General features: G+C 72.3%; 12 protein-coding genes. 7 read left to right on the forward strand and 5 right to left on the reverse strand.

Annotation, left to right across the window (positions count from 1 at the left end; genetic code table 11):
* Positions 1 to 4 precede the first annotated feature (4 nt).
* From cbiE to MQP27_RS39215, 7 genes are all read left to right on the forward strand, one after another.
* Positions 5 to 1306 carry a precorrin-6y C5,15-methyltransferase (decarboxylating) subunit CbiE gene (cbiE, locus tag MQP27_RS39185; RefSeq protein ID WP_242774881.1) on the forward strand — a complete coding sequence of 434 codons (1302 nt, stop codon included), beginning with the start codon at positions 5 to 7 and terminating at the stop codon, positions 1304 to 1306.
* Entirely contained in the window at positions 1303 to 3003 is a 1701-nt protein-coding gene (cobJ, locus tag MQP27_RS39190; protein WP_242774372.1) for a precorrin-3B C(17)-methyltransferase, read from the forward strand. The genes cbiE and cobJ overlap by 4 nt, the downstream gene beginning before the upstream one ends.
* Positions 3000 to 3590, forward strand: a complete 591-nt coding sequence (locus MQP27_RS39195) for a precorrin-8X methylmutase (protein WP_242774373.1) — start codon at positions 3000 to 3002, stop codon at positions 3588 to 3590. The genes cobJ and MQP27_RS39195 overlap by 4 nt, the downstream gene beginning before the upstream one ends.
* The gene (locus tag MQP27_RS39200) at positions 3584 to 4507 is read left to right on the forward strand and encodes a sirohydrochlorin chelatase (RefSeq protein ID WP_242774883.1); all 924 of its coding nucleotides are present in this window, start codon (positions 3584 to 3586) and stop codon (positions 4505 to 4507) included. Before MQP27_RS39195 ends, MQP27_RS39200 begins: the two co-directional genes overlap by 7 nt.
* Positions 4497 to 5555 (forward strand): Rv2231c family histidinol phosphate aminotransferase CobC, encoded by a 1059-nt coding sequence (gene cobC / locus MQP27_RS39205; RefSeq protein ID WP_242774374.1) that lies wholly within the window; start codon positions 4497 to 4499, stop codon positions 5553 to 5555. Before MQP27_RS39200 ends, cobC begins: the two co-directional genes overlap by 11 nt.
* 172 nt (positions 5556 to 5727) lie before the next feature.
* Complete coding sequence (locus tag MQP27_RS39210; protein ID WP_242774376.1) at positions 5728 to 6168, forward strand: DUF2690 domain-containing protein; 441 nt, start codon at positions 5728 to 5730, stop codon at positions 6166 to 6168.
* A 58-nt stretch (positions 6169 to 6226) separates the two neighbouring features.
* Complete coding sequence (locus tag MQP27_RS39215) at positions 6227 to 6955, forward strand: hypothetical protein (RefSeq protein ID WP_242774378.1); 729 nt, start codon at positions 6227 to 6229, stop codon at positions 6953 to 6955.
* A gap of 19 nt (positions 6956 to 6974) precedes the next feature.
* On the opposite strand, the gene MQP27_RS39220 is transcribed toward MQP27_RS39215, so the two are convergent.
* The 5 genes from MQP27_RS39220 to MQP27_RS39240 form a co-directional block, all read right to left on the reverse strand.
* The gene (locus MQP27_RS39220; RefSeq protein ID WP_242774384.1) at positions 6975 to 7901 is read right to left on the reverse strand and encodes an SCO1860 family LAETG-anchored protein; all 927 of its coding nucleotides are present in this window, start codon (positions 7899 to 7901) and stop codon (positions 6975 to 6977) included.
* 217 nt (positions 7902 to 8118) lie between these two features.
* The gene (locus MQP27_RS39225) at positions 8119 to 9210 is read right to left on the reverse strand and encodes an amidohydrolase family protein (RefSeq protein WP_242774386.1); all 1092 of its coding nucleotides are present in this window, start codon (positions 9208 to 9210) and stop codon (positions 8119 to 8121) included.
* A 50-nt stretch (positions 9211 to 9260) separates the two neighbouring features.
* Positions 9261 to 10052, reverse strand: a complete 792-nt coding sequence (locus MQP27_RS39230) for an amino acid ABC transporter ATP-binding protein (RefSeq protein WP_242774388.1) — start codon at positions 10050 to 10052, stop codon at positions 9261 to 9263.
* Complete coding sequence (locus tag MQP27_RS39235; RefSeq protein ID WP_242774389.1) at positions 10049 to 10882, reverse strand: amino acid ABC transporter permease; 834 nt, start codon at positions 10880 to 10882, stop codon at positions 10049 to 10051. Before MQP27_RS39235 ends, MQP27_RS39230 begins: the two co-directional genes overlap by 4 nt.
* On the reverse strand, positions 10879 to 11742 hold the full coding sequence (locus MQP27_RS39240; RefSeq protein ID WP_242774390.1) for a transporter substrate-binding domain-containing protein: 864 nt from the start codon (positions 11740 to 11742) through the stop codon (positions 10879 to 10881). The genes MQP27_RS39235 and MQP27_RS39240 overlap by 4 nt, the downstream gene beginning before the upstream one ends.
* Positions 11743 to 11810 lie beyond the last annotated feature (68 nt).

Below are 11810 nucleotides of genomic sequence, written 5' to 3' on the forward strand. Positions count from 1 at the left end.
TGGCCTGATCACTGTCGTCGGTACGGGGACGGGGGCGCCGCTTCCCGCCGGGGTGCTGGCCGGTGCCCGCCTCGTCGTGGGCGGCCGACGGCATCTGACGGCCGCCCCGGTGCCGGAGGGGGCCGAGCAGGTCGTGCTCGGGCCGCTGGCGCCGGCGCTGGACGTCATCGAACGGCACCTGGAGAAGGACGGCCGGGTCGTGGTGCTGGCCTCCGGTGATCCCGGGTTCTTCGGGATCGTGCGGGTGCTGGCGGAGCGGTTCGGGCCCGGGGCGCTGGATGTACGGCCCGGTGTCTCCTCCGTCGCCGCCGCGTTCGCGCGGGTGGGGGTGCCGTGGGACGACGCGGTCGTGGTGAGCGCGCACGGGCGGGATCTGCGGACGGCTGTGAACGTGTGCCGGGCGCGGGCGAAAGTGGCGGTGCTGACGGGACCGGGGGCGGGGCCTGCGGAGTTGGGGGCTGCGCTCGCAACAGGGGGTGCCGAGGAATGCAGTCGGGCGGGTGCGGCAGCGTCGTGGCCGGTCGCGCAGTTCCCCGCGCCCCTTGGGCGCGTCCTTGTGGTCGCCTCTGATCTGGGTACCGGTGACGAGCGTGTCGAATGGGTCAGCCCCGCCGAGGCCGCGGCCCGGGACTGGGGTACGGCGGTCAGTGTCGTGCTGTGTCTCGACGAGTCGCGGGCTCTCGGTGTCGTGCGCACGGTTGCCGGGCCTGCTCCCGCCCCCTCCCGATGGGCCCTGGAAGAAAGCGAGTTCGCGCACCGCGACTCGATGATCACCAAGTCCGAGGTACGGGCCCTGGCGCTGGCCCGGCTGGGGCCGCGGCTCGGGGACCTGGTGTGGGACGTCGGCGCGGGGTCCGGTTCCGTGGCCGTGGAGTGCGCGCGGTTCGGGGCCGCCGTCGTCGCCGTGGAGAAGGCCGCCGACGGGGTGGAGCGGATCACCGCCAACGCCCGCGCGCACGGGGTGTACGTGGACGCCGTGCACGGCTCGGCGCCCGGCGCGCTGGACCGGCTCCCCGACCCCGACGCCGTGTTCATCGGCGGCGGCGGGCACGAGCTGCCCGGGATCGTCACCGCGTGCGCTCGGCGGGCCCGGCGGACGGTCGTCGTCGCCATGGCCGCGCTGGACCGCGTACCGGCCGCCCGTGCCGCGCTCGCCGATGCCGGATTCACCTGCGACGGCGTGCTGTTGCAGTCGTCGCGGCTCGCGCCCCTGCCGGGGGACGTGACGCGGCTGGCCGCGACCAATCCCGTTTTCCTGTTGTGGGGCGACCGAACCCCCGTATCCGACGAAGGAGTTGCTCAGTGATCGGCCTCATTTCCGCCACCGCGGCGGGGGCGGCTGCGCGCGACCGGCTGGCCGCGGCGTGGCCGGAGCGGACGCGTGTGTACGAGGGTCCCGTGGGGGACGCCGTACGGGCCGCGTTCGCGGAGTGCGAGCAGCTCGTGTGCTTCCTCGCCACGGGGGCGGTCGTACGGCTCCTGGCGCCGCTGCTGGCGGACAAGGCGACCGACCCCGGTGTGGTGTGCGTCGACGAGGGCGGGCGGTTCGCCGTGTCGCTGGTCGGCGGACACGGGGGCGGGGCCAATGAACTCGCCGGTGAGGTCGGGGAGTTGCTGGGGGCGACCCCGGTGGTGACCACGGCCACGGACGCGGTGGGCTTGCCGGGCCTCGACACGCTCGGGATGCCGGTGGAGGGGGACGTCGCCGGGGTGTCGCGGGCGCTGCTCGACGGTGAACCGGTGGCTCTCGACGCCGAGTCGGCCTGGCCGCTGCCGCCGCTCCGGGCAGCCGCCGAGGGTTCGTATGTGATCCGTGTGTCGGATCGTCTCGTCGAGCCCGCCCCGCACGAGGTCGTGCTCCGGCCCCGGTCCATCGTCGTCGGCGTGGGCGCCTCCAAGGGCGCGTCCGTCGACGAGGTGCTGGAGTTGGTCGAGGGCGCCCTGCGCGACGCCGGACTGTCGGCGAGGTCCCTCGCCGAGCTCGCCACCGTCGACGCCAAGGCCGCAGAACCCGGGATCGTCGAGGCCGCCGCGCGGCTCGGTGTTCCTCTTGTCACGTACTCCGCCGAGGAGTTGGCGAAGGTCGAGGTGCCCAACCCCTCCGACGCGCCGCTCGCCGCCGTCGGCACCCCCTCCGTCGCCGAGGCCGCCGCTCTCGTGCGCGGTGGTGAACTCCTGGTCCCCAAGCGGAAGTCGGCGCGTGCGGACGGGCACGCCTCGATGGCGACCTGTGCCGTCGTACGGCGGCCCGGGCGCGGGCGGCTCGCGGTCGTCGGGCTCGGGCCCGGCGCACGGGACCTCGTGACCCCGCGGGCCACGGCCGAACTCCGGCGCGCCTCCGTACTCGTCGGGCTCGACCAGTACGTCGACCAGATCCGCGATCTGCTGCGTCCCGGCACCCTGGTCCTGGAGTCCGGGCTCGGCGCCGAGGAGGAGCGGGCGCGGACCGCCGTCGCCGAGGCCCGCAAGGGGCAGGCCGTCGCGCTCATCGGCAGCGGGGACGCCGGGGTGTACGCCATGGCGTCCCCCGCGCTCGCCGAGGCCTCGGACGACATCGACGTGATCGGCGTACCCGGTGTGACCGCCGCGCTCGCGGCCGGGGCGATCCTCGGTGCGCCGCTCGGGCACGACCACGTCTCCATCAGCCTCTCGGACCTGCACACGCCGTGGGAGGTCATCGAGCGGCGGGTGCGCGCGGCGGCCGAGGCGGACCTCGTGGTCACCTTCTACAACCCCCGCTCCCGGGGCCGGGACTGGCAGTTGCCGAAGGCGCTCGCGATCCTGGCCGGACACCGGGAGCCGGGCACGCCGGTCGGGGTCGTGCGGAACGCGTCGCGGCCGGACGAGTCCAGTCGGCTGACGACGTTGGCCTCGCTGGATCCGGCGACGGTCGACATGATGACGGTGGTGACCGTGGGCAACACGGCGACCCGCGAGATCGCGGGGCGCATGGTGACCCCGCGCGGCTATCGCTGGCAGACGTCGGAGGAGGGCGCCAAGTGAACCGTGTCGTCCACCCGATCGAGCAGGAGTCGTACCGGCGGCTGCGCGCCCGGCTCGACACCTCGCGCTTTCCGCCGCTGACCCGGGCGGTCGTGGAACGGGTCATCCACTCCGCGGCCGATCTGGAGTACGCGAGCGATCTCGTCATGGACGAGGGCGAGTTGGCGACGGCGCATGCCGCGCTGCACGCCGGTGCGCCCGTCGTGGTCGACGTGGAGATGGTCGGGGCCGGGATCACCCGGCGCGAGACCGTCTGCCGGCTGCGGGACGCCAGGGCCGAGGCCGGGCTGACCCGTTCGGCGCACGCGATACGGCTCGCCTACGAGCAGGTCGGGCCCGGCGCCCTGTGGGTGATCGGCAACGCCCCCACCGCGCTGGAGGAGTTGCTGACCCTCGACGCCTCCCCCGCGCTCGTCATCGGCCTGCCCGTCGGCTTCGTCGGCGCGGTCGAGTCCAAGGCCGCGTTGCGCGAGAGCGGGCTGCCCGCCGTGAGCAACGTGTCCGAGAAGGGCGGCTCGGCGGTCGCCGCTGCCGCGCTCAACGCCCTGCTGTACCACCCCACTTCACCGTCCGAGGAGAAATCGTGACCACCCCGCCCGCCCTGCTCATCGCCGGCCACGGCACCCGGGACGAGGCCGGAGCCGAGGCGTTCCGCGACTTCGTACGGCAGCTGCAGCTCCGGCTGTCCGACGTGCCCGTCGCGGGCGGCTTCATCGAGCTCTCCCCGCCGCCGCTGGGCGACGCCGTCGCCGGAATGGTGGCCCGGGGCGTACGCCGTTTCGCCGCCGTGCCGCTGATGCTGGTGTCCGCCGGGCACGCCAAGGGCGACATCCCGGCGGCGCTGGCCCGCGAGAAGGAACGGCACCCGGGGATCTCGTACACCTACGGGCGTCCGCTGGGGCCGCATCCGTCGCTGCTCGCGGTGCTGGAGCGGCGGCTGGACGAGGCGCTGGGCGGCACGGCCCGTACGCCCGAGGACCGGGCCGACGTGACCGTGCTGCTGGTGGGGCGCGGGTCGACCGACCCCGACGCGAACGCCGAGGTGCACAAGGCGGCGCGGCTGCTGTGGGAGGGGCGCGGTTACGCGGGCGTGGAGACGGCGTTCGTGTCGCTCGCGGCGCCGGACGTGCCGAGCGGGCTCGACCGGTGCGCGAAGCTGGGGGCGCGGCGGATCGTCGTACTCCCCTACTTCCTCTTCACCGGCATCCTGCCGGACCGGGTGAAGCAGCAGACCGAGGGGTGGGCGGCCGCGCACCCGGACGTCGAGGTGCGGTCCGCGGAGGTCATCGGGCCGGAGCCGGAGCTGCTCGATCTGGTGGTGGAGCGGTACGAGGAGGCGGTGCGCGGTGATCTGCGGATGAACTGCGACTCGTGCGTGTACCGGATCGCGCTGCCCGGGTTCGAGGACAAGGTCGGACTGCCGCAGCAGCCGCACTTCCACCCGGACGACGACGGCCACCACCACGGGCACCACCACCACGGCGGTCACGCCCATGCACACTGAGCACGATCTGCGGCACCACGGCGACTCCGAGACGCGCGACGAGGGTTCCACGCTGGTCGACCTGGCCGTGAACGTCCGCGCGGACACTCCCCCGGCCTGGCTGCGCGAGCACCTCGCCCGCTCGCTGGGCGGGCTCGCCGCGTATCCCGACGGGCGCGCCGCCCGGGCCGCGGTGGCGGCACGGCACGGGCTCGAAGCGGAGCGGGTGCTGCTGACGGCGGGGGCCGCCGAGGCCTTCGTCCTGCTCGCACGGGCCCTGAAGGTCCGTCAGGCGGTCGTCGTGCACCCGCAGTTCACCGAGCCGGAGGCCGCGCTGCGGGACGCCGGGCACGCGGTGGAGCGGGTGCTGCTGCGGGCGGAGAACGGTTTCCGGCTCGATGCCGCGGCCGTCCCCGAGGACGCGGACCTGGTGGTGATCGGCAACCCGACGAACCCGACGTCCGTGCTGCACCCGGCCGGGTCGATCGCCCGACTGGCGAGACCTGGGCGGACGTTGGTGGTCGACGAGGCCTTCATGGACGCCGTGCCGGGCGAGCGGGAGGCGCTGGCCGGGCGGCGGGACGTGCCCGGTCTCGTCGTGCTGCGCAGCCTGACGAAGACGTGGGGCCTGGCCGGGCTGCGGATCGGTTACGTCCTCGCCGCCCCGGAGACCGTCGCCGAACTGGAGCGGGCCCAGCCGCTGTGGCCGGTGTCCACGCCGGCGCTGGCCGCCGCCGAGGCCTGCATGGGCGCTCGGGCGCAGGCCGAGGCCGGCCACGCGGCACACCGCATCGCCGCGGACCGGGCCCATCTGGTCGCGGGGCTCAGTGAGTTCGCCTCGGACGGGCTGCGCCTGACCGAGCCCGCCGAGGGCCCCTTCGTGCTCATACGGCTGCCCCGGGCCGCGGCCGTGCGCAGGCACCTGCGCGACCTGGGGTTCGCGGTGCGGCGCGGCGACACGTTCCCGGGCCTGGACGAGGAGTGGCTGCGGATCGCGGTGCGGGACCGGGGGACGGTGAACCGTTTCCTCCAGGCGCTCGACCAGGCGGTGACGCTGGCGCAGGGATGAGCGGGGGATTCCCGCGAGCAAAGCAAGTACACAGGCACTTCACAGTAAGTGCTGCCCCTTGATGGTCACTTGATCACGCACGGGGGCGGGAAAGCGCGTGATCTCCGGAGACTTGGCGTGCCGCCGCCCGCTGCAGGGATTCAACCGGTTTCCTCTGCGCAAAGGGTTGATCATGCTCTGGCGAAGACATTTACTCCGCTCCGTCCCGCAGACCGCGTCGGCGGTCGGCTGCGACGGGGCCGACTGCACGGGTCTGAGTCCGGTCACCGAAGGATGTGACGGGGACGCGCTGCTGCTCGACGAGTACGACCAGGGGACGTCGATCAGCGTCAAGTTCTTCCGCTCGCCCGCCTGCGACGCCTCCTGGGCGAAGGTCACGCTCGACACCACCGACGGAAGTCTGTACCGCCAGTACGTGAGTCTCTTCTACGTGCCGCAGCTCGGCGGCAGCGAGACCCTGCTCTCCGGTGGCTCGGTGTCATCGGACGGCTACATGCAGGCCGACAACACCTCCTTCCCGAGCCAGAGCGGCGATCTGGACGTCGCCTACGACGCGGTGGTCTTCCAGCCGTCCGCGGCACCCGTCGACGGCATCTGCTTCGACGGCACCTGATCCCGACCCGCACCGCCGTCCGCACAGCGACACGTCCCGCTTCCCGACGGAGCCCCCCATGCGCCTCCCGACCGTCCGCCGCCGGTACGCCACCGCCGTACTCGCCCTCACCGCGCTGTCCCTGACCGGCTGTTCGTCCGGTCATGACACCGACAGCACCGGATCGTCCGCCTCGCCGGGCGCGACCTCCACCGCTCAGGCCTCGCCCGGCGCCTCCCCGGTGGCCGCCGGTCCGTCGGCCCGCCCCACGAGCATCGACGACTGGCCGACGACCCCCGGGCCTCCGCCGAACTTCCCCGTGAGCGTGCCGACTTCCGTCATCGTGAAGGGCTACACCGGGCAGAGCTTCCTCAAGCGGCTCGCGGCCGACTGGGACATCACGCTCAAGAAGCGGGAAACGCTCACCGGTGCCGGCGCCACGGTCCGGCGCGTCCTGGGCGAAGGACACCCGACGAAGGACGGCGAGCTGACGGTGGCGGCCTTCTGGGACCTCTCCGGCGACCTCAAGTCGCTTGAGTGCACGACGACCGGGAACGCCCCCAGGTACGAGGAGTTCCTGCGCGCCTGCACCGGCCTCGACTTCCCGGGCGCCGACCCGAAGGCCGCGGCGACCTGGCTCGACGGTATGAAGCCCCGGGTGGACAAGGTGTACGCCAAGTCCAAGGTGCCCATCATGAGCCCGCTGCTGCGCTCGGGCCCCACGGCGACCAGCCTTCTGAAGGGCCCCTACTCCACGTCGGGCACGTACGAGCTGAGAGTCTTCGGCACCGCCGACGCCGAGAAGTGACCCGGGGCCCCACGCGGTCTCAGCCCCGCCGCCGCGCCAGTACGACCGCGCCCCCGCCGGCCACGAGCAGGGCGACGGCCCCACCCGCGAGATACGGCGTCATCGAGCTGCCTCCGGTCTCGGCCAGGCCCGCCTCCTCGGCGGGCGCCCCCTGCGCCTTGACGTCACCGGCGGGCGACTCGGACGGGTCCGCGCTCGGATCCGCGCCGGGCTGGGAGGCGGCCACCGCCGGAGACTCGCAGCTGGCCTTCGCGAGGGTCAGGGTGCCCTCGACCTCGGCCACGTTGAGCTTCAACGGGTTGACGGAGACGGTGAGTTGGAGGGCGGTCGCGGCGGCCGTACGCGAGGTGGTCTCGGTCTTCGACAGGTCGAGGCGGACCTCGCCGACGCCCGGCACCTTGACGTCGGTCGTGCCGCCGGTCGTCACCGTGACCTTCTTGCCGAGCACGGTGACCGCGCCGAGCAGGTTGGAGGTGGCGACCGGCTCCTTGCCCGCCTCACAGGTCGCCTTGGAGGTGACCTGGCCGACCTCGATGAGGGAGAGGAGCGGCAGGCCGGGGACGTGCAGCCGCGCGTGGGCCAGGTTGGTGTAGCCCTCGGCCTTCGTGGCGGTCGCGGTCGCCTTCGCCGTCGCCACCTCCGCGTCCAGCACGTTGAAGGGCTTTCCGCCGTCCACGCCGTCCAGCGTGGCGGTGAGCGCGGTCTTCTCGGCGCTCCGCGGCGCCTCGACCTGGTTGAGCGAGACCGCGAGCGGGACGTTCACGGTCTTGTTGAGCAGCGACACGTCGAGCCCGGTGCGCAGGACGACGGCGCTCGCGCGGCCCTGGTCGGTCGTCGCGTGCGCGGTGCCCGCGGCGGCCAGGGCCGCGGGACCTGCGGCCAGGGCCGTGGCCGTCGCGACGGTGGCGAGACGGCGTGCGGGCATACGGAAGTTCTTGCCGTTCAAGGTGGGGACCCCTCAGAGGAGACTTGCTCGGGACCCGACAAGAATTGCGTATGAGGGGTGAACTGATGGCGTTACAGCGCCAGTTCACCCCATCGTGCGTTCTACGCGCACGTTTTCGAATCGCCCGGCACGGCTGTTCCACTCTTTCACCGCGATATCGCCGCCTGTTCCACAGTCCGCGCCGCGGTGGCGCACAGGGCGGTGTGCAGGGCGTCGGCTAGTCGACGACCCGTCCGTTGAGCACTACCCGCCGTGGAGCCGCCAACACCCGTACGTCGGCCCGCGGATCGCTCTCGTAGACGACCAGGTCGGCCGGCGCGCCCTCCTCCAGGCCCGGCCGTCCGAGCCACTCGCGCGCACCCCATGTCGTCGCCGACAGGGCCTCCAGGGCGGGGATGCCGGCGGTGACCAGTTCCGCCACCTCGGCCGCCACCAGGCCGTGGGCCAGGTGGCCGCCGGCGTCGGTGCCGACGTACACCGGGATGCCGGCGTCGTAGGCGCCCCGCACGGTGTCGTAGCGACGCTCGTGCAGGCGCCGCATGTGCGCCGACCAGCGCGGGAACCTGCTCTCGCCGCCCGCCGCGAGCTGCGGGAAGGTCGCGATGTTCACGAGGGTCGGGACGATCGCGACGCCGCGCTCGGCGAACAGCGGGATCAGGTCGTCGGTGAGGCCGGTGGCGTGCTCGATGCAGTCGATGCCCGCCTCGACCAGGTCCTGGAGGGAGTTCTCGGCGAAGCAGTGGGCGGTGACGCGGGCGCCGAGCCGGTGCGCCTCCGCGATCGCCGCCTCGACCGCGCCGCGCGGCCAGCTCGGGGCGAGGTCGCCGAGGTCGCGGTCGATCCAGTCGCCGACCAGCTTGACCCAGCCGTCGCCCCGGGTCGCCTCCCGGGCGACGTACGCGACGAGATCCTCCGGCTCGATCTCGTGCGCGTAGCCGCGCATGTAGCGGCGGGTGCGGGCGATGTGCCGGCCCGCCCTGATGATCTTCGGGAGGTCCTCGCGGTCGTCGATCCAGCGGGTGTCCGACGGGGAGCCGGCGTCGCGGATGAGGAGGGTGCCGGCGTCCCGGTCGGTGAGGGCCTGCTTCTCGGCGACGTCCTGGTCGACCGGGCCGTGCGGGCCGAGGCCGACATGGCAGTGGGCGTCGACCAGGCCGGGGAGGGTCCAGCCCTCGACGGTACGGATGTCCCGGGCGCCGGCGGGGCGGTCGTAGGAGACACGGCCGCCCACCACCCACAGCTCGTCGCGGATGTCCTCGGGTCCCACGAGGACCCGGCCCTTCACGTGCAGCACCGCCTGATCGCTCATGGCGTCAGCCTAGGACGACGGGCGGTCCCTGCTCGATCCGGGCGCCCGGGTCAGGTCTCGTCCGCCTCCACCTCCTCCACCTCCGCCATCGCCGGGTCGAGCAGCCGGGACAGGAAGTGGCGGGTGCGTTCGTGGGCGGGGTTGCCGATGACCCGGGCCGGGGAGCCGTCCTCGACGACGACCCCGCCGTCCATGAACACGACCCGGTCGGCGACCTCGCGCGCGAACGTCATCTCGTGCGTGACGACCATCATCGTCATGCCCTCGTTCGCCAGCATCCGCATCACCGCCAGCACGTCCCCCACCAGCTCCGGGTCGAGTGCCGAGGTCGGCTCGTCGAAGAGCATCACCTCGGGGCCCATCGAGAGGGAGCGCGCGATCGCCACCCGTTGCTGCTGGCCGCCGGAGAGGGAGGCGGGGTAGGCGTCGGCCTTCTCGGCCAGGCCCACGCGCTCCAGGTTCTCGGCGGCCACCCGTGCCGCCTTCGCCTTGTCCCGCTTGAGGACCCGGCGCTGCGGCAGTGTGAGGTTCTCGGTCACCGTCAGGTGCGGGAAGAGGTTGAACTGCTGGAAGACCATGCCGATACGGCGGCGTACGGCGTCGATGTCGACATCGGGGTCGGTGAGTTCGGTGCCGCCGACGAAGACCTGGCCCTTGGTGGGCTCTTCGAGGAGGTTCACGCAGCGCAGCAGCGTGGACTTGCCCGAGCCGGACGGGCCGATGACGCACACGACCTCGCCCTGGCCGATCTCCAGGTCGATGCCGCGCAGCACCTCGTTGTCGCCGAAGGACTTGTGCAGGCCCCGCACTTCGATCTCCGGCCGGCTCGTGTCAGGGCTCATCTCACGGCCTCCTGGGCCTTCGCCTCCATACGGCGCACGACGAAGCCGAGCGGGATGGTCACCAGCAGGTAGCACAGGCCGGCGACCAGGATCGGCGTGGAGTTGGCGGTCGTACTGGCCAGGTCGCGGCCGTACTTGGACAGTTCGCGCTCCTCCAGGGTGACGCCCAGGAACAGTACGAGGGAGGAGTCCTTGAACAGGAGCACCAACTCGTTGGTCAGGGGCGGGAGGATGATCCGGAACGCCTGCGGGATGATGATCGAGACCATCGCGCGGGCGGGCGAGAAGCCCAGTGAACGGGCCGCCTCCATCTGGCCCTTGGGGACCGCCTGGATGCCCGCGCGGATCGTCTCGGCCATGTAGGCGGCGGCCACCAGACCGAGCGCCAGGGCCACCTTGCCGTAGGTGCCGCCGACGATCTCCGTGCCGGGGAAGGCCAGCGGGACGGCGACGCCGATGAAGATGAAGATCAGCAGGGCGGGCAGACCGCGGAAGATCTCGATGTAGACACCGGCCAGCCAGCGGTAGGGGCCCACCGACGACAGCCGCATCAGCGCGATCACCATGCCGAGCGCCAGGCCCACGACGAAGCCGGACAGCGTGTACAGCACGGTGTTCTTCAGCGCCATGGTGATGACGTCCGGGAACATCTGCTTGGCGATGGACCACTGCGCGAACTGGTTCTTCAGCCGCCCCCAGTCGGCGCCGACCGCGAAGGCGATCACGGCGGCGACGAAGACGACGTACTGCACACCCCGTGACAGGCTGCGCTTCTGACGTCGGGTCAGGCCCTTCTTGCGGGGCTGGAGTTGTGCGTCGGCCGCGGTCATGAGGCAGAGGGAGAGGCCGCGGACTCGTCGTACGGGCCGATCCACTTCTCGTACAGCTTCTTGTACGTCCCGTCGGCCTTCGCGTCCTTGATGGCCTTGTTGATGGCGGCGAGGAGTTTCGTGTTGCCCTTCTTGACCGTGAAGCCGTACTGCTCACCGGTGTTGATGTTGTCGGCGAGCTTGAAGGCGTCCGCGTTGGCCTTGTCCTTCAGCCAGCCCTGGACCACCGGGTAGTCGATGATCACGGCCTTGACCTGGCCGGTGCGCAGGCCGTTGAGGACCGCGTCGGAGGACTCGAAGGAGACGGGGTCGAAGCCCTGGCTCTTGGCGTAGTCCTCGCCGGTGGTCTGCGCCTGGGCGCCGAGCTTGACCTTCTTGGCCTTGGCGTCGGCGAGCGAGGTGATGCCGCTCTTCTTGTCGACGAGCAGGGCCTGGGTGGCGTCGAAGTACGGGTCGGAGAAGTCGACGTTCTTCTTGCGCTCGGCGGTGATGGTCATGCCGGCCGCGGCCAGGTCGCACTCGCCGGAGTTGAGGAAGGCGCCGGTCTTGAAGTTCTCGAAGGGCGTGTCGAGGATCTGCTGCTTCACCCCGAGGTCCTTGGCCACCAGGTCGATCAGCGAGACGTCGAAGCCCTGCACCTTGCCGTCGATCTCCGACTGGAACGGCGGGTACGGCAGGTGCGTGCAGGTGGTGAGCTGTCCGGCCTTGACCAGCTCGACCCCTCCGGCGGCGGTCTTGCTGCCGCTGCCTCCGCTGTCGCTGGAGGTGCAGGCGGCCACGAGCAGCAGCCCGGCCGTGACGGTGGTGGCGGCCAGGGCGCGGGGCAGGGCGTGGTTTCTGCGGCCGGGGACGGTGTACACGGGGACCTCCGGTGGGGCGGGAGTGCGCAGTCACCGGCAGGGATGGATGTGGGGTGCCGGTTACTCTC

Source organism: Streptomyces cylindrosporus (assembly GCF_022698165.1).
Lineage (GTDB): Bacteria > Actinomycetota > Actinomycetes > Streptomycetales > Streptomycetaceae > Streptomyces > Streptomyces cylindrosporus.

What these genes read in the sequence shown, in the direction of transcription:
- cobC (WP_242774374.1), top strand. Translation starts at nt 4,497, where the DNA reads ATGCACACTGAGCACGATCTGCGGCACCACGGCGACTCCGAGACGCGC.
- MQP27_RS39210 (WP_242774376.1), top strand. Translation starts at nt 5,728, where the DNA reads ATGCTCTGGCGAAGACATTTACTCCGCTCCGTCCCGCAGACCGCGTCG.
- MQP27_RS39215 (WP_242774378.1), top strand. Translation starts at nt 6,227, where the DNA reads ATGCGCCTCCCGACCGTCCGCCGCCGGTACGCCACCGCCGTACTCGCC.
- MQP27_RS39225 (WP_242774386.1), bottom strand. Translation starts at nt 9,210, where the DNA reads ATGAGCGATCAGGCGGTGCTGCACGTGAAGGGCCGGGTCCTCGTGGGA.
- MQP27_RS39230 (WP_242774388.1), bottom strand. Translation starts at nt 10,052, where the DNA reads ATGAGCCCTGACACGAGCCGGCCGGAGATCGAAGTGCGGGGCCTGCAC.
- MQP27_RS39235 (WP_242774389.1), bottom strand. Translation starts at nt 10,882, where the DNA reads ATGACCGCGGCCGACGCACAACTCCAGCCCCGCAAGAAGGGCCTGACC.